Here is a 17,348-nt window from a genome sequence, read left to right as displayed (position 1 = left end):
TTGATGGGGGCAAACTGTGACAAATTCAAGCCCGGAGTAAATACTCACATGACTCGTTTACACTCGCACGATTCAGTGTATGCACTGAGCCATACTTATGTACGCCTTTTATTTTCTGCGCTTACGCTCTGACTGCTGATCCAGCTGTCGCAGCCGTTCCAGTTTTTCCCGAATTTTGATTTCGAGACCTCGATCAGAGGGTTGATAGTACTCTCTGGGTTCCATCTCTTCCGGGAAATAACATTCCCCGGCAGCATAGGCATTGGGTTCATCATGGGCATAGCGATAGCCTTCGTTATAACCCAATTCTTTCATCAGTTTGGTCGGGGCATTGCGAATATGCATCGGCACATCATACGACGGGGTATTTCTTACATCGTCAAAGGCCGCTTTCATTGCCATATACACCGCATTACTTTTGGGTGCACTGGCACAGTAGGTAACCGCATGAGCAATCGCCAACAAACCTTCGGGAGAACCGAGCCTCTCAAAGGTCTGCCAGGCATTCAATGCCAGCTCCAGCGCGCGCGGATCCGCATTGCCGATATCTTCGCTGGCGATCGCCAATAAACGACGAACAACGTAAAGCGGGTCAGCACCACCATCAACCATTCTGGCAAACCAGTACATGGCGGCATTGGGATCCGAGCCCCGTACCGACTTATGAAACGCGGAAATCTGGTCGTAGAAAATATCACCCTGCTGGTCGAAGCGCTTTAACTGCCCTTGAAGTACTTCATCCAGAATATCGTCATCAATAACCGCACCCTGTTCACCGGGAACAGCCAGATCCGCAGCAATCTGTAACAGGTTCAGTGCACGCCGGGCATCCCCGTCTGCAGCCTTGGACAGTACAAGTAATTGCTCACTGTCGATAATAATCTGCCGGTCACCCAGACCTCGCTCTTTATCAGCCAATGCCTGCTGCAGCAGATTTTGTAAAGCTTCAACACCGAGAGAGCGCAGAACATAGACCCTGACCCGCGACAGCAAAGCATTATTCAATGAGAACGAAGGGTTTTCTGTTGTCGCACCCACCAGCGTCACCGTGCCATCTTCAACATAAGGCAGAAATGCATCCTGCTGGCTTTTGTTAAAGCGATGAATTTCATCAATAAACAGAATGGTTCGCTTGCCAAACTGCAGTCGTGCTTCTTTGGCCTGCTCAACAGCGGCACGAATATCCTTTACCCCGGATAATACTGCAGAAATAGACAGAAACTGGGCATCCGAGGCATCCGCCAGCAACCGGGCCAGTGTTGTTTTTCCTACACCGGGAGGTCCCCAGAACACCATGGAGTGCAACTGCCCGGCTTCAATCGCCTGACGCAGAGGTCGGGATGGACCCAGCAAATGTTCCTGACCACAGTATTCGTCAAGATTTCTGGGACGCATGGCCGCCGCCAGTGGCTGAGCCACAGGCGGGGTATCAAACAGGGATGGTGTTTTCACAGTTTGGATTTGAGTGCGGTTTCGTCAATCAGATCAGTACCTTTTGGCGGCACAAACTGAAACAGTGAAGGGTCAGGTTTATTGTTTTCCTGCAGGGCACTGAAACGAATCCGGGTTTCTGCACCCAGACCATCCTTCAGCACCATACTCTCAAGCTGCTTGCCTTTAAAATTGACGACCAGAGCCTCAAACAGGCGATCACCACTGCGTGGCTGCAACTGATAAGACTCAATACCATCTTTGGCTGACAAGCTGATCTGATAACTCTGGCTCAGGCCGGAAGTATCACCGCTTAATAGCAATGCGGGGGTATCGTGCAGACTCTGATCCAGCTTGCGGATAACCGCCTGTTCCAGATCCGGGTCGTACACAGTGACCTTGCCCTGCCCGGCAATAACCAGCTGCGGATAAGGCTCCTTTACATCCCAGCGGAAACGGTCCGGGCGCTCTACAGTCATATGACCACGGGTTACCTGCGGTGCTTTGCCAGGAGTTTGTACTGTTTCCTGAATAAAGTCTGCAGCCATGGACTGAATACTCTGCAGGCGCTGAGACAATTGTGCCGTAGCCTCCTGCTGTTGCTTTGCTGCCTCACTGACCGGAGCGGTTGTTTCACCGGCAGAGACAGACAACGACAAGCCCGCATTCAACCCCAGCATTAAACACAAGCTTAACGGTTTCAGCAGTCGGGCCTTGATTAACTTCATAGATTTCCCTGAATTCACTCGTTCTAAACTTTTGGCTTCACGCTTTTGGCGGCGGTGGCGCCAGCACTTCCCGGTTGCCATTATGTCCTGGCGGACTGATAACTCCGGCCTGCTCCATCGCCTCAATCATATTGGCGGCGCGGTTATAACCAATCTTCAGCTTGCGCTGCACTGCAGAGATGGACGCCCGCCGGCTTTCAGTGACAAAGGCCACGCCTTCATCGTAAAGCGCATCCTGCTCGTTATCATCCAGCCCGGCACTGAAGGCACTGGGTTCAGCGTCAGCCTCTATGCCATTGAGAATGGCATCATCATAAGCCGGAGCACCGCGTTTTTTCCAGTCTGCTACAACCCGGTGGACTTCATCATCACTGACAAATGCACCATGCACTCGAATCGGCACACTGGTTCCCGGAGGCAGATAGAGCATATCACCCAGACCCAGCAGCTGTTCGGCACCGCCCTGGTCGAGAATAGTCCGGGAGTCAATCTTGGAAGAAACCTGGAAGCCGATCCGGGTCGGAATATTGGCCTTGATCAGACCAGTAATCACATCCACCGAGGGGCGCTGAGTTGCCAGAATCAGATGAATACCCGCTGCCCGCGCCTTCTGGGCAATACGTGCAATCAGCTCTTCCACCTTTTTGCCCACAATCATCATCATGTCGGCAAATTCATCGATGACCACTACGATAAACGGAAGCGGTTCGAGTAATGGTGGTTCTGCACCATCTTCACCCACTTTAAACAACGGGTCGGTGATCGGCTGGCCGGCTTTCTGGGCATCCCGAACTTTCTTGTTAAAGCCACCGATATTACGGACACCCAGCGCGGCCATCAGCTTGTAACGACGTTCCATTTCAGCCACACACCAACGCAGGGCATTGGCCGCTTCTTTCATATCGGTTACAACCGGTGCCAGCAGGTGGGGAATACCTTCATAAACCGAAAGCTCCAGCATTTTCGGATCGATCATAATCAATCGAACTTCTTCAGGACTGGACTTGAACAGCATACTTAGCAACATGCTATTCACACCGACTGACTTACCAGAGCCGGTGGTACCTGCCACCAGCAAGTGCGGCATTTTAGCCAGATCAACCACCATCGGCAGCCCGCTGATATCATGGCCCAACGCCAAACTTAGCGGCGATTTTGATTCATCAAACCGGGCAGAGGAAACAACTTCGCTGAAAAATACGGTTTGCCGGTTTTCATTGGGAATTTCGATACCCACAACAGACTTGCCGGGAATAACTTCCACTACCCGGACGCTGATCACCGCCAGCGAGCGAGCAAGGTCTTTGGCCAGGTTGGAGATTTTGCTGACTTTCACCCCGGCCGCCGGCTGAATTTCAAACCGGGTAATCACCGGCCCCGGCAGCACCGCTACAACTTCGGCATCGACACCAAAGTCTTTCAGCTTGGCTTCCAGAATCCGCGACATGCCTTCGAGTGATTCCTTGCTGAAACCCGGTGCCTCGCCATGTTTGGCATCGTCCAGCAAATTGACTGCAGGCAATGGATCAATCACCTCACCATCAAACAGTTGGCCCTGATTCTCCTCCAGCGCCCTTTTGCTTACCGGTGATGGCGGCGGTGGCGGTGCAATAACCGGAGCAGTATCAGCGACAACGGGTTCTTTTCGCTGTCGAGCCTTGGGCTGCGGTTTGGGCCTTTCGATCACTTTGACTTCAGTTTGCTTGTAATCGGCAACAGGCCGGGACAGTTTCCAGGTGACATAACGGGCACGCAGTTTACTGGCCAGTACACTGCAGCCATAGGCAACAAATACACCAAAATCGCGTACCAGTTTGAAGGACTGCATGGCCAGATGAAACCACGACAGATTGCTGATCAGAGTGAAAGCAACAAGAAATATTGCCAACAGCAATAAGGTACAGCCGGGGACTCCCAGCACCGGCACCGCTTCTTCACTGACCGCTTGTCCAAGCAGACCACCATTACCGAATGGCAGTAACTCCTGCTGGGGTAAATGAATAGCCAGCAGGGTGGTACCACTCATCAGCACCGACAGCAGCCCGGCAATCCGTAACATGGTCATTAAGGGATGAAAGCCGATACCGCCCAGCCGCTGCTGAAACAACTGGATGCCAAACTGGGCCATCAGCAAGGGCAACAGATAACTGAGCCAACCAAACAGGGACAGCAGTACATCAGCAATCCAGGCGCCCATTCGTCCCGAACTGTTATGTAATGTCTGGGGGGAGCCGGCGGCATATGACCAGCCCGGGTCAGCCGGGTGGTAGGTCACAAGTGCCAGCAGCAGGTAGGCGGCAACCGCGAGAACAACAATGGTCACTGCTTCCCGCAGACGGATGGCGAGCTGGTCTCCCAGCGTCAGGGGGTCACTCCCCTTTTTCTTCGGACTGGTTGTTGTCACGCGCGCTCAAAAGTGTCTTAGTCTAAAAGATTCATTCTATGCTGTTTTGGGACGCGGGTGAATGTGCAAATCAGTTCTCGGGTAAAAACGCAGTCAGCCAGTGACCGTGCCCACTGTAAATCAATAAAAGCGGGTGAGGTTGCCCTGCCCCTGAAGAATGTAGCTGCATTTCATCTCCCTTCCCCTGTATTCCTACAACAGATGTTGCGAGGGTTTTCGCCTTCAAGTCCTCACTGGAAAAATAGGGGTGATACAGATAAATTGGTCGACGAAGCATAATCGCTGCCAGAGGAACGAAATCAGTAGCTCCCCAGATATTATTACCAAGCAAATCCTCATATATATCTTCAGCTGAAGTTACCTCTCGTAACAACTGCTCTTGAACCCACTGACACTGCTCAGAAGTAAGAGGTTTGAGCGTTAATATTTCAGAATTGATAGCAGAATGTTTTGTGCAGGGAAAACGGCTGGGCTTAAAAGTTTTTTCCATACAGTTTTGTTGTAGAAAATCATAAAACAGATATGCCAGCAGCTGTTTCATCCAGAGCCATTCAACATTAAGTCGGGATGTTGGTGGCATAAAATGATAGGAAATAGCGCTGTAAAAGCAGTTTTCATTCTGGTCAACCCACACGGCTTTCATGGATTTTTCATTCATGAACCTCAAAAGATGAACTTGATATTGCCTTTCTGACTTTGTTGGAACTTGTTCCCTGGTGTTCAAACCCAACAATCGTATGCTCGAATGCACGGTATCATCATCAAGCATTTTTTCACCTTGATAAGGCGTATAACCAACAGAACATGTCATTTGCATATTCCATAACGCTCGTCTCAACTCTTGATGAGAATCAAACAAACTCTCTCGTAGCAAAATGATGTAAAGCGTTTCAGCATTAAGCAAAGTCAAGGATGGATATTCCCAGTATGTTTCAGGTTGAATCAGTTGCAGTACGGCCGGATCATCAGCCAACTGGTCAAGACCTGCGGTGAAGCCACTTTCAAGCAGAGCCTGCACATACTCAGCAAATAGTTCTCTTGTAATCGGAAGTTCTGATAATTTGTTATGAGCCATCCGTTGATCACCTGATGTCGCCAGACATCTGGCATAGGCTAGCTCGAGCCTGTTCCTATCATCCCCCGGCGGCATATGCCTTAACTGTTGATGAAAAAAGCTCTTTGCGCACGCCAGAGAAACAGCATCAGGACAATCCGTAATGGTCGTAGACTCTATTGTTGCAATAACTGCTGGCATCTCTTCAGGTAAGGAACAGCTCACGAACTGACAGGACTTCAGCACAGCACCGGAAAAATTAACTTTTCTCAGATTACAGCGTGTAAAAATATGTTGATTCAGCTCACACCCTGACAAATTAATATTCTTAAATTCCATATCTCCCCAAATCCAGTTAGCTGAACGGGGAAACACAACATTACTGAAATTACGCAGTTTCGATTCAAATTCTGGTGTCTGTGTGAACAGTCGACAAGCCGACAAAATATCAGGAAAAGCCAACCAAATCACAGGAAAACTGGCAATATCAACCGAGGATTTACCCATGATAGTTCCGTAAGGATCAATCATAAGGCTGGTTAGTTTACTATTTAGTAGTGTCCACCCTCCTTTCATTGAGGCCAATATCCCTGTTGCAGGTTGCTCCCTTTGGTCTGTTACAGAACCTGACTCCCTATCCTCACTGCCGGAGCCAATTTGAGAAGTGTGAATGTTTGACATGATATTACGAAGTTTTATCGCCCACTCATCACCAGTTACCATTGTCAGGCGAGCGGAATCACCACCAAGAGCTTCAAGCTCCAAATCTCGCCATAAATCAGGATTTAAATGACGTAAACTACCAATCGTCATTTCCCTTGCAAAAGCTTCATTTAAAAGCGCCAAAGAAAATAAAACGATCAAAAGCCAAAACTTTTTTTGTAGTTTTTGATTCATATCCGGTCATCTTCACTTCAGCAACCAGAAATAAAACTGTAGTTGAATGATGACCGGAAGTTGTTTTTTTATTCTTTAACTCTGTACTTATTAAACGGCTCTGAAGAATCATGCCCATGCCTGATTTTAATTTTTCTCTGCCGGCAATCAAGCAACATGGTCACCAGAGTCCCTGTCTCCCCGAAAAGTGAATGCGGTGTATAATCTCTCAGAACCGGATATTCACCGTCATTGATATTCAGCGCCTGCTCAAGCACATCTGCTGAGACAGGCTTGTCTTTCAGGAACTTGTTCAGGGTATCAATTCTGTAACTGCTGCCGGTAAAAGTTTCTTTCGAGTGAGCCTGTCCCGGGCATAAATAATGATTGGTATGCGCATAGAAACTGCCATTAATGTCCGGCCATAATGGCTGAACTGGCGAGCATTCAACGGATAGCAGCTCGTCTTCACTTGCAACCATAATATGGCTGGCCTTACCTCCTCCATGATCCGTCAGCAGCTGCCTGGCCTGAGTGATATCACGACATTCCAATAGTGCCCGCAGCAAAATATGAACAGGCAGACCTTTTAAGGGTTTATCTGCCGGCAAAATATTCAGCATGACACCGATGCCCTGACTGTTCATACCAATCTTTGCCAACATACCAGGCTCAAGCATCGTAATGAAATTGGGTCCCTTGTCCGGCCTGATATCTGCCACAGCAATCAGAGGATAAAGCTCTTTGGCCCAGTCCCAGTTCTGCCCGGCCAGCCCGGTTCCGGAAAAACCAATACTGGAACATTCCGGCTCAAAGCTGCCATGGGGACTGCACATCAATTCACTGCGGCTGTTAAGAGCATAAACAAGATACGGTTCAACACCCGCTCCCTCAGCAATCGCATCCATTTCAACAATATAATCAGGATTAAAATCCCGAATAACACCGGCAAAATAATATGCAGTCCTTTTTAATTCACCCGAGGTGAAATGAAAGTGATCTAGATAATAGTCAAGTGCCCGATGTATTTCAGACTTGAGTTGTTTCCCGTGACGAAACCCGATCTGCCGAGGTGAACCGCTTAGTATTATTTCATTCATTATTGCCTGTCTCTGTAGCTGAACTAGATTAGTCGTATTCGATTGAGTTATTTGTATAAAGATATCCTGTCATGAGCTTTTATGACCACAACCTTGCTGATCTTTATAAAACCACCGGCAGTGCTATTGACTGGCGAGTCTGGGCCGAGCCCTGGAGTTTGCTTAATGCCACTGGCCCGGTTACCGGGTTAAATGTTCTCGATGCAGCTTGTGGCACCGGTATCATTACCCGACTGATGGCTCGCTCAGGGGCTGCCAGCGTCACGGGGATCGATATTTCTCCGGAAATGCTGAGTGAGGCACAGGAAGATACATCCGAGCCTTCCATTCATTACTTTGAAATGGGGATCGAAGATTACCGGGCAACCGAGCTACATGACCTTGCGGTTAGCAGTTTCCTGTTCAATGAAGCCCTGACTATCGAACAATTGAGACAGTTCTGCCTTTCGCTGCACCGCAACCTGAAGCCAGGAGGACGTATTGTCACATTAATGGATATGCCGGATCGGGTGATTGATGTTGATTACTCCCACTATGGATTCAGTTTTCGCCAGAACCGGCAGATGAATGAAGGCGATCCGTTTGAAATCGACTATCACATTGGCAGCGACTGCTTTACCTTGCAATTGAATTACTATTCGCCGGAATTTGTGCAACAAACACTGGAAAACTGTGGCTTTCGGGATGTGTGTATGCATCCGCTGGGTCCGTCACCGGAAGGTTTGAAAGCCATGCCTTCCGGTTACTGGAATACCATGATTTGCCGCCCTCCCCTTATTATCATCAGTGCGGTTAATACCCGGAATTAATTGGCCTGGAAGAAATAATGGTAGTCAATTCTGATTATTGCCTTACCCCCTGATTGAACTAGATTTGTCGTATTCTGATTACGAACACTGATATACCGCAATGAGCATTTACGATCAGAAGCTAGTTGATATCTATAAAACCTCTGGTGTCACCATGGACTGGCGCATCTGGGCCGAGCCATGGAGTTTGCTGAACGCAACAGGCCCGGTGAAAAGTCTGCATGTTCTGGATATCGCCTGTGGCACAGGCATTATCAGTAGACTGATGGTTCACGCCGGAGCAGCACATGTCACCGCCATCGACCTTTCATCGGAAATGCTGGATCAAGCACGTGAGGCAACATCTGAAAAAAATGTGCATTACATGCAGCAGGCCATTGAAGATTATCAAGCTGCTGCACTACATGATCTGGCCATCAGTAATTATTTATTTAATGAAGCGTTATCGCCGGAGCAATTAAGACAGTTTTGTATTTCACTCCATCAAAATATTAAACCCCGGGGACGACTGGTCACCCTGATGCATATGCCGGATCGAATAGGTAACAGCGATTATTCTCGCTACGGGTTTTCATTCCGGCATCAGCATCAATTAAACGAGGGAGATCCGCTGGTGATTGAATATCAAATCGATAGTGTTAGCTTCACCCTGCAGTTAAACTATTACTCACCCGAGTTTGTTCAGGAGACACTGGAAAACTGCGGGTTCTGCAATATCTGCATGCACGCGCTCGGGCCATCTCCGGCAGGCATAAAAGCCATGTCCCCCGGCTACTGGAATATACTGATCAGTCGCCCGCCGTTAATTATTATCAGTGCGGTGAACAGGCATGAGTAATGCCATACCGGATTACTCCGGTTTGCATATCTGCCTTCTGGCTATGGCTCTCAGTGTTTGCCAGGTCAGCCATAAAATAACCATGGTCAACAACCCTAACAACAGCGTTGCCAGCCAGTAAAACTGCGGTAATTCCGCCATCACGGCATATTTAAAACAGGCGATGGTGAAAGCTGCCAGAGGAAACGAAAAAGCCCAGGATGAAATAAAAAACGGTAATCTGACAAAGCGGATACCATTACTTAACAACAGCAGCCCCAGAAAAACAGCGCTGTATATCAGCACTCTGGCAAAGCCATCAATATCGCCAACCAGAGATGTATAGGAAATAAACCCGATAGAAGGCGGCGCCAGCAAAATAAACCAGGTCGGCATCAGTTTCTGTGGCAGCGGCTCATGAAAGAACAACCTGTACAGGATAATGGTTAACAGAGGCAACCAGAACAACATCCCCAGACTGAAGAAAAACCATGACAGCTCAATATGGCCAAAGGGCACGCCGGCAATCGGAACAATAATGTTACCCACGACCGGAATAAACCAGCCCGGGTTGGCATGTACCGGCAACAGCGTATCCCGATGCATCCAGCTATTGATCACATACAGGGTAAAGCCAAGCTGCAGCCCTGCACCTGCAATCCATAATACATAGGCGATCGGATCCAGCAACTGCCAGATGGTACCTAGCAGGATCAGACTGATAGAGATTGCCGGAAAGAAATTCAGCCTTATAGGATGGTTCAACTCCCGCATAATGGCAGCAGGATAAAGTCTGGCCTTGTTAGCATAAACCAGCAGCACAGCAATCATGACCAGAGATGCCAGACCTGCCGGTAACAGCCAGCTTATGTCAGGTAATCCCCCTATCGAAGCCGCAGATCGCCATGCCAGTGTCAGGCCGGACAGACCCATAACGATGGCAAAGAATGAAACAGGAAAATGTTCCAGACGGTTATCATCTGCTTTTGTCATTTGATTATTTTTTACTTCTTCCATGACTCAGCGCCCCAGCTATCAACTCAGCTATATGCCCGTTAATGATCAGTGCCGATATTAATTAGAAACATCTAATATAACAAGAAAAAATCACCATACGAATTTATCCGCAACGATATCGCATTAGCCGCTACCAACATGACGCTAAAAGCGGCGATCCGCACTTTAAATGTACCCGACTCAGGTTATTCCCATAAAGATGCATATAGTCCGAATCTTGTTTTCGTTATAGGCACATTATTACCAAAAAGCCTCCATTGTTGCCTACCAGCTTAATTACTAGTATCCGCTCAAAACAAATTATCCGGACTTATTCCTGCATGCAAAAACAACGCATTGTCGTTATTGGTAACGGCATGGTAGGGCATCGTTTCCTTGAGGAAATTATTGCTCACGCCGGCAACGATCATTATGACATTACCGTATTCTGTGAAGAGCCACGTGTTGCTTATGACCGGGTCCATCTGAGCTCTTACTTCTCCCACCATACTGCTGAAGAGCTGTCACTGGTCAAGCCGGGCTTCTATGAAGCCAGCAATATCAAGCTGCTGCTGGGCGAAGCCGCCAGCATCGTAAACCCGGCTGAAAAGATCGTCTCCTCCAAAAATGGTCGTATGGTGCCATACGACAAGCTTGTTTTTGCTACCGGTTCTTTCCCCTTTGTGCCACCTATCAAGGGTTATGAAGGCACTGATATTTTTGTATACCGCACTATTGAAGACCTGGAAGCCATTGAGAAGTGTGCCCGCAACAGCAAGAGCGGCATTGTTATCGGTGGTGGTCTGCTGGGTCTGGAAGCAGCGGGTGCCCTGAAGGCTCTGGGTGTCGATACCCACGTTCTGGAACGTGCACCGATGCTGATGGCCGAGCAGCTGGATCAGGATGGCGGTGCCATGCTGTCCCGCAAGATTGAAAATCTGGGTGTTCATGTTCACGCCGGCAAGAATACGCTGGAAATCACTGAAGGCGACAATGCCCGCAAGAAGCTGGTATTCGATGACGGTGAAGTACTGGAAGTGGACTTTATTGTATTCTCCACCGGTATTCGTCCCCGCGATCGCCTGGCTCGCCTGAGTGGTATCGATATCGGTGAACGTGGCGGTATTCTGGTTGACGACCTGTGCCAGACTTCTCACCCGGATATCTATGCTGTCGGTGAATGTGCCCTGTGGCAGAAACAGGTATTTGGTCTGGTTGCACCAGGCTACAAAATGGCCCGTGTAGTGGCTGACCACATCTTTACCGAAGGCCAGAGCGCTGAAACCAGCCTTTTCGCCGGTTCCGATATGAGTGCCAAGCTGAAACTGTTGGGTGTCGATGTCGGCAGTATTGGTGACGCTCATGGTCGTACTGAAGGCGCCCAGTCCTACGTTTATCAGAATCAGCCGGAAGAAGTTTACAAGAAACTGGTCGTTTCTGCCGATGGCAAAACCCTGCTGGGTGCCGTTCTGGTTGGCGATACCAGCGACTATGACAACCTGTTGCAACTCAAACTGAACGACATCGCCCTGCCGGAAAATCCGGAAGCGCTGATTCTGCCCAATACCGGTAACGATGGTGCGCCAGCTATAGGTGTCGATGCCCTGCCGGCCACTGCAACCATCTGCTCCTGCTTCGATATCAGCAAGGAAGATATTGCCAAAGCAGTTCAGGATGGCAATACCGATCTGGCTTCCATCAAGGCAACCACCAAAGCCGGTACCGGTTGTGGCGGTTGTGTCCAGCTGGTTGGTCAGGTACTGAACGCCGAACTGCTGGCACTGGGTGTTGAAGTTAAAAATCACCTGTGTGACCACTTTGAGTACAGCCGTCAGGAACTGTTCCATATTATCCGTGTTGAGAATATCCGTTCCTTTGACGAACTGATTGCCAAGCACGGCAAGGGTCACGGCTGTGAAGTCTGCAAACCGACCGTCGGTTCCATTCTGTCCAGCTGCTGGAACGACTACGTGCTGGAAGACAGCCACACCGGACTGCAGGACACCAACGATATCTTCCTCGGCAATATGCAGAAAGACGGCACCTATTCCGTTATTCCGCGGATGCCAGGCGGTGAAGTCACACCGGAAGGTCTGGCTGCCGTTGCTCACGTCGCAAAGGAATACAACCTGTATACCAAGGTGACCGGTGCCCAGCGTATTGGTCTGTTTGGTGCCCGCAAGGAACACCTGCCGGAAATCTGGGAGCACCTGATTGCTGCCGGTTTCGAAACCGGTCAGGCCTATGCCAAGGCGCTGCGGATGGCCAAGACCTGTGTCGGTTCTACCTGGTGTCGTTTTGGCGTGGGTGACAGTGTTGGTCTGGGTGTTGAGCTGGAGAACCGTTACAAGGGTTTCCGTACCCCGCACAAAATGAAGTTTGGTGTTTCCGGCTGTACCCGTGAATGTGCCGAAGCCCAGGGCAAGGACATCGGTATTATTGCCACCGACAAGGGCTGGAACCTGTACGTAGCCGGTAACGGTGGTATGCGTCCTCGTCACGGTGATCTGCTGGCCAGCGATCTGGATAAAGAAACCCTGATCCGCACGATTGACCGCTTCCTGATGTTCTATATCAGAACCGCTGACAAGCTGCAGCGGACTTCAGTCTGGATGGAAAGTCTGGAAGGCGGCGTTGATTACGTACGTGAAGTGATCATGGACGACAGCATGAACCTGTGTGAAACCATGGATCGCGATATGGCATCCCTGATCGAGAGCTACCAGTGCGAATGGAAGACTACCCTCTCCCGTTCTGCCCAGCTGAAGCGCTTTAGACACTTTATCAACAGCGACGACAGTGATGACAACGTCCAGTTTGTCAATGTTCGCGACCAGCACCGCCCGGCAACCGTCGCCGAGCGCATCGCCATTACCCCGGTAGAAGCCTGAGGATAGCGTTATGAACTGGAACACAATCTGTCATATCGACGACATTATTCCGGGTACCGGTGTCTGCGCCAAAGTAAACGACGCACACGTAGCCATCTTTCGCCCGCTGAATAATGAGCAGCTGTTTGCCCTGTCCAATATCGACCCGTTTGCCGAGGCCAGTGTGATGTCCCGCGGTCTTCTGGGCGAGAAGGATGGTGAGTTTTACGTTGCCTCGCCATTGCTGAAACAGCGCTTTAATCTGGCTACCGGACAGTGTCTGGATGACGACAGCGTTACCCTGCCCTGCTACCAGATCCGCACACTGAACGGTCAGGTTCAGATCGCGGGCTGATTACCGTTTTTGATTCAGGCCTCCTGCATTCGCAGGAGGTTTTTTTTGCCCTTTAGACGGAAATAACCTGATGTATTCCGATACCATCAAAAAGTGTGCGGCCAATGCCCGCCGTATTGTGGACTTCTCCAACTCTGACCGTGGCGGCTTTATGCTGAGCTCAGCAATGGCTGGTGCCTATGTCGGTCTGGGGATTATCCTGATCTTTACCCTTGGTAATGCCATGATCGCGAGCCCGCTGCGCGGTCTGCTGATGGGTGCTACCTTCGGTATCGCCCTGACCCTGGTTATTATTGCCGGTGCCGAACTGTTTACTGGTCACACCATGTTTCTGACCCTGGGTGTCAAAAGCCGTACGATCAAAGCTGGTGATATGCTGGCCGTACTGCCCCAGACCTGGGTTGGCAATCTGATTGGCTCTATCTTTGTAGCCGGTATCTTCGCACTGGCCGGCGGTGGCAAGCTGCTGGGTCTGGATGGCAGTCTGATTCACAAGGCAGCTCTGGCCAAGGCATCCGGTGCACCACTGATTCTGTTTATGAAAGGTGTACTGTGTAACTGGCTGGTTTGTCTGGCAATCTGGATGGCTGTACGTACTGAAGGTGCCGCTAAATTTATCGCTATCTGGTGGTGTCTGCTGGCCTTTATCGCCTCCGGTTACGAGCACAGCATTGCCAACATGACCATCTTCGCCTTGAGCTGGTTTGGTCAGCACAGCCCGGACCTGACGATGGCAGGTATTGGCAACAACCTGTTGTGGGTCACTCTAGGTAACACCTTCAGTGGTGTAGTACTGATGGGTCTGGGTTACTGGTACGCTACGCCGAAGCAACAGCGTCCTGTAATTGAGCAGCAACCAGAACTGGAACCTGCTCGCGCTTAATCAGCGGTCTTGTTGCATGGTCTGGGCTTGCCACGAGCAGGTACAGATCATGCGGCCTGAAGAACTTTTGAAACTGTTAAGATGAAGGTATAGCGCAGGCATTTCTGCCCTGACTGAAGTCATATCCGGAAGACAGATAAAGAAAAAGCGGATTGGTTTACAGGCTGGGTGATCATTGGCTTTATTATGCTTCCCTACTAACCTTCAGCTGGCGTTGCTTTTGCAATTCTTCTCAGCTTTCCGGCATCCCTGTTGGTCGCCTTAGCACTAAACACCCTGTAAACCAATCCGCTTGTACGGACACCGACCACTATTATTTTTATTGTTGGTCGACATTCTGCCTAATTGTTATTTTTGTTGTGGCAGTTTGTTTTTACTTCTTGCTTATCTATATACAAGCGCCGTGCCAGTTTTTGGAAAAACCGCTGCAGCCCTTGTTCTACAAGGGGTCAAATAAAAAGACCTGTTTTTATCCGTTCACATCTGCACTTATTTGTGCCGTATCGTGTTACCTGTGCACTCTTTTGGGTAACACTACCCACCAGAGGTAACAACTTGATTTTCAACTATTTTTAACAAAATATTCTGCAAATTAAATCTATTAAATGGATTTAACTAATTCAACAATAGGTATATAACAATAGCGGTATATTTCAGAAACCAAGCCGAATGCCTGAGGTGTAATGACAACTGATTTTCAGTCGGCCTTAGAGCTCTGCCTGAATTGTGTCAGCAACTCTTAGGGATAGTGCCGCCAGAGTAAGTGTGGGGTTTGCTGTTCCAGCCGTAGAAAAAACACTGGAACCAGCGATATATAAATTAGAGTGCTCATGAGCCCTGCAGTTGGCATCAACAACAGAACTGGCATGATCAGCCCCCATCCTGCAGGTTCCCATGATATGGCCTGCCGAAAAAATCCGGCTATGGTGCTGTATTTCAGTAGCACCAATATAATCAAAAATCTTTTGATGGCATTCCCGGGCTTTTTCAAAGCCTCTCTCTTCGTAATCGGTATAGTGAAAATAGACTTCCGGGAAAGGCAGACCCAGAGCATCAAATTTTTTCGGGCTAGGAGTAATGTTGTTTTTCCAGTGAGGTAGCTGCTCGATCAAGCTGGCAAAAGCCAATTGTCTGTTTACCTGATCGGCCAATTTTGCCTTCACAGCTTCAGGCTCTACGGTATTCTCCAGGATATCAGACACTGTTGAAAAAGGAGCACCTGTGGGCCAGCTCCAGCCATAGTTGCCAACATCAATTCTGAATGCGCCCCTGTCTTTTCTGAATTCACCTCGTCGTGTGGTTTCAATAGTAGAAGTGCAAAGCGGACCCCTGAAAGGATATACGGGCTCGGGTGACAGGGCCCATGACAACACAACCGGATGATCCATCAGGTTGCGTCCCACCATACCACTTCCGTTGGCAATCCCGTTTCTATACTTGTGATTCTTGGACATTAACAACAGCTTTGGTGTTTCTATTCCGTTGGCAGCAATGACAAATGCTTTGGCCGTCACTCTGTGATCTTTACCACTCCAGTCAAGGTATCGAATGGCTTCGATCTTTCCTGTCCCGGAAGTTTCGATATGATGGGCAACGGCCTTTTCAATCACGATGGCACCATTATTCTTTGCCAACTCTACATGAGAAGCCGCCTCGTATTTGGCACCGACAGGACAGAATGGAATACAGCTGTGACTTCCCTGACACCAGTGGTGCCTGGACTGGGGAATGGGCTCTATAATGATCTCCATTCCATCAAATACCAGACCGTTGACAGCTTTGCTCAGTACTTTGTCGAGATAACTTTGTTTAATAGGTAAATGAGGAAAAGGCAGAGAACGGGGTGAGCCAAAATTGCTAGCTCCAGCAACATGCATCTCCCTTTCTGCTTCAACATAATACGATTCAATATCCCGATATCCTATTGGCCAGTCACAAGCCTGACCGTACCTTGAATAAAGCTGAAAATCCTCAGGTAGAAATCGCGGAGTACTGCCAAGCCAACGCCAGGTGGTACCTCCAACCAGCTTGTCATATAACGTGGTAAAGGGAACTGGCCCCTTTTGAATATAATATGCTGAACCATCCTGAGGGTCTGGCCCGGCTATCAGAGGATTAACCGGATAAACTGCTGAAGATATCCTTTGCCTGCCTGCAGCCTGGAGTCGTTGACGATACTCAGCTCTATCCCGGACATAGTCTCCCGCTTCAAGGATAATTACATTTTTTCCGAATGCCGCCAGCTTGTTTGCAATTAGCGCTCCCGCTACCCCGGAACCAACGATCAAAACTTCTGTATCCAGTACCTTCATTGCTTCTGCCCCTGACTATCAGGAATTTTGTCCCAGTCAGGGTCTGGCAGAGTTGGCGCACTGGTACCGCTTACAGACCACTGCCCCCCTCTGCAAAAGGCCTTTGCTCTAATATCTTCTGATGGGGTTGAATACTGAAATTCGCCTGTTAACCAAATGAACAGCACTGACTTGATTACTTCCAGATTATTAACTGCAAACTGATCAAAACTGGAGTCCGTGTTGTTTGAACTATTATCCAACTCCGAAAACTCAGTCAGTGTCTTATTAATTACACTGTAGCCATGTTTAGCGATTAGCTCTTTCTCAAAGTCAGACCCAAGCTCTTGATCAAGACTATTAACGCCTGTTACCCAGCTTGAAAAAATCAGAAATAGATTTTGGTGCGGTTGTGAGCGTAATACACAAAAATCATGTTCAGTATTACTGGCTGCTCTGGAATTAGAACACGCACTCACGCCTGATCTTTTTGAAATACAGTTATCACTCATGCTTTACTTGCAAATCGAGCTAGGTAGCCAAGCAGAAAGAAAGGAAATTATTGATAGGAATGAATTCTAGACACTGTTTTAGAAACAACAAAAACTTAATAGCAAAAACCCCAGGAGGCAAAGCCTACTGGGGTTTTCTATTTAAAGCCTGACGGTGACCTACTCTCACATGGGGAGACCCCACACTACCATCGGCGAGGAACCGTTTCACTACTGAGTTCG

General features: G+C 49.0%; 13 protein-coding genes and 1 rRNA gene. 5 read left to right on the top strand and 9 right to left on the bottom strand.

Annotated features, from left to right (window positions below; genetic code table 11):
• Nucleotides 1–108: 108 nt before the first annotated feature.
• The 5 genes from ACYZZ0_RS21780 to ACYZZ0_RS21760 form a co-directional block, all read right to left on the bottom strand.
• A complete protein-coding gene (locus ACYZZ0_RS21780; protein ID WP_461538838.1) occupies nt 109–1,395 on the bottom strand; it encodes a replication-associated recombination protein A in 1,287 nt (428 codons plus the stop codon).
• Nucleotides 1,396–1,448: 53 nt separating this feature from the next.
• Nucleotides 1,449–2,159: an outer membrane lipoprotein chaperone LolA gene (lolA, locus tag ACYZZ0_RS21775; protein WP_461538777.1), complete on the bottom strand. Its 711-nt coding sequence runs from the start codon at nt 2,157–2,159 to the stop codon at nt 1,449–1,451.
• A gap of 37 nt (nt 2,160–2,196) precedes the next feature.
• Complete coding sequence (locus ACYZZ0_RS21770; protein ID WP_461538837.1) at nt 2,197–4,524, bottom strand: DNA translocase FtsK; 2,328 nt, start codon at nt 4,522–4,524, stop codon at nt 2,197–2,199.
• Between the two features lie 109 nt (nt 4,525–4,633).
• On the bottom strand, nt 4,634–6,514 hold the full coding sequence (locus tag ACYZZ0_RS21765; RefSeq protein WP_461538776.1) for a pentapeptide repeat-containing protein: 1,881 nt from the start codon (nt 6,512–6,514) through the stop codon (nt 4,634–4,636).
• A gap of 68 nt (nt 6,515–6,582) precedes the next feature.
• Nucleotides 6,583–7,593: a C45 family autoproteolytic acyltransferase/hydolase gene (locus tag ACYZZ0_RS21760; protein WP_461538775.1), complete on the bottom strand. Its 1,011-nt coding sequence runs from the start codon at nt 7,591–7,593 to the stop codon at nt 6,583–6,585.
• Between the two features lie 71 nt (nt 7,594–7,664).
• Here ACYZZ0_RS21760 and ACYZZ0_RS21755 point away from each other — a divergent pair, with 71 nt between their 5' ends.
• Together ACYZZ0_RS21755 and ACYZZ0_RS21750 are read left to right on the top strand one after the other, a co-directional pair.
• A complete protein-coding gene (locus tag ACYZZ0_RS21755; RefSeq protein ID WP_461538774.1) occupies nt 7,665–8,402 on the top strand; it encodes a class I SAM-dependent methyltransferase in 738 nt (245 codons plus the stop codon).
• A gap of 100 nt (nt 8,403–8,502) precedes the next feature.
• Nucleotides 8,503–9,240: a class I SAM-dependent methyltransferase gene (locus ACYZZ0_RS21750; RefSeq protein WP_461538773.1), complete on the top strand. Its 738-nt coding sequence runs from the start codon at nt 8,503–8,505 to the stop codon at nt 9,238–9,240.
• A gap of 12 nt (nt 9,241–9,252) precedes the next feature.
• Here ACYZZ0_RS21750 and ACYZZ0_RS21745 read toward each other — a convergent pair whose 3' ends face one another.
• Entirely contained in the window at nt 9,253–10,236 is a 984-nt protein-coding gene (locus ACYZZ0_RS21745; protein WP_461538772.1) for an SLAC1 anion channel family protein, read from the bottom strand.
• 320 nt (nt 10,237–10,556) lie between these two features.
• Here ACYZZ0_RS21745 and nirB point away from each other — a divergent pair, with 320 nt between their 5' ends.
• The 3 genes from nirB (at nt 10,557) to nirC (ending at nt 14,323) form a co-directional block, all read left to right on the top strand.
• Nucleotides 10,557–13,106 carry a nitrite reductase large subunit NirB gene (nirB, locus tag ACYZZ0_RS21740; RefSeq protein ID WP_461538771.1) on the top strand — a complete coding sequence of 850 codons (2,550 nt, stop codon included), beginning with the start codon at nt 10,557–10,559 and terminating at the stop codon, nt 13,104–13,106.
• Nucleotides 13,107–13,116: 10 nt separating this feature from the next.
• Nucleotides 13,117–13,440: a nitrite reductase small subunit NirD gene (nirD, locus tag ACYZZ0_RS21735; protein ID WP_461538770.1), complete on the top strand. Its 324-nt coding sequence runs from the start codon at nt 13,117–13,119 to the stop codon at nt 13,438–13,440.
• 70 nt (nt 13,441–13,510) lie between these two features.
• Nucleotides 13,511–14,323: a nitrite transporter NirC gene (nirC, locus tag ACYZZ0_RS21730; RefSeq protein WP_461538769.1), complete on the top strand. Its 813-nt coding sequence runs from the start codon at nt 13,511–13,513 to the stop codon at nt 14,321–14,323.
• 707 nt (nt 14,324–15,030) lie between these two features.
• On the opposite strand, the gene ACYZZ0_RS21725 is transcribed toward nirC, so the two are convergent.
• From ACYZZ0_RS21725 to rrf, 3 genes are all read right to left on the bottom strand, one after another.
• Nucleotides 15,031–16,635 (bottom strand): GMC family oxidoreductase, encoded by a 1,605-nt coding sequence (locus tag ACYZZ0_RS21725; RefSeq protein ID WP_461538768.1) that lies wholly within the window; start codon nt 16,633–16,635, stop codon nt 15,031–15,033.
• A complete protein-coding gene (locus tag ACYZZ0_RS21720) occupies nt 16,632–17,126 on the bottom strand; it encodes a hypothetical protein (RefSeq protein ID WP_461538767.1) in 495 nt (164 codons plus the stop codon). Before ACYZZ0_RS21720 ends, ACYZZ0_RS21725 begins: the two co-directional genes overlap by 4 nt.
• A 146-nt stretch (nt 17,127–17,272) precedes the next feature.
• A 5S ribosomal RNA gene (gene rrf / locus ACYZZ0_RS21715) occupies nt 17,273–17,348 on the bottom strand; the annotation flags it as partial.

It is taken from the genome of Spongorhabdus nitratireducens, from assembly GCA_947387575.1.
Lineage (GTDB): Bacteria > Pseudomonadota > Gammaproteobacteria > Pseudomonadales > Endozoicomonadaceae > CANDOC01.
Note: the sequence above shows the minus strand (reverse complement) of the source record. Positions and strands in the feature narration are given on the sequence as shown.

Coding starts and splice junctions, on each gene's coding strand:
- ACYZZ0_RS21780 (WP_461538838.1), bottom strand. CDS start 1,395: ATGCGTCCCAGAAATCTTGACGAATACTGTGGTCAGGAACATTTGCTG.
- lolA (WP_461538777.1), bottom strand. CDS start 2,159: ATGAAGTTAATCAAGGCCCGACTGCTGAAACCGTTAAGCTTGTGTTTA.
- ACYZZ0_RS21765 (WP_461538776.1), bottom strand. CDS start 6,514: ATGAATCAAAAACTACAAAAAAAGTTTTGGCTTTTGATCGTTTTATTT.
- ACYZZ0_RS21760 (WP_461538775.1), bottom strand. CDS start 7,593: ATGAATGAAATAATACTAAGCGGTTCACCTCGGCAGATCGGGTTTCGT.
- ACYZZ0_RS21755 (WP_461538774.1), top strand. CDS start 7,665: ATGAGCTTTTATGACCACAACCTTGCTGATCTTTATAAAACCACCGGC.
- ACYZZ0_RS21750 (WP_461538773.1), top strand. CDS start 8,503: ATGAGCATTTACGATCAGAAGCTAGTTGATATCTATAAAACCTCTGGT.
- ACYZZ0_RS21745 (WP_461538772.1), bottom strand. CDS start 10,236: ATGGAAGAAGTAAAAAATAATCAAATGACAAAAGCAGATGATAACCGT.
- nirB (WP_461538771.1), top strand. CDS start 10,557: ATGCAAAAACAACGCATTGTCGTTATTGGTAACGGCATGGTAGGGCAT.
- nirD (WP_461538770.1), top strand. CDS start 13,117: ATGAACTGGAACACAATCTGTCATATCGACGACATTATTCCGGGTACC.
- nirC (WP_461538769.1), top strand. CDS start 13,511: ATGTATTCCGATACCATCAAAAAGTGTGCGGCCAATGCCCGCCGTATT.
- ACYZZ0_RS21725 (WP_461538768.1), bottom strand. CDS start 16,635: ATGAAGGTACTGGATACAGAAGTTTTGATCGTTGGTTCCGGGGTAGCG.
- ACYZZ0_RS21720 (WP_461538767.1), bottom strand. CDS start 17,126: ATGAGTGATAACTGTATTTCAAAAAGATCAGGCGTGAGTGCGTGTTCT.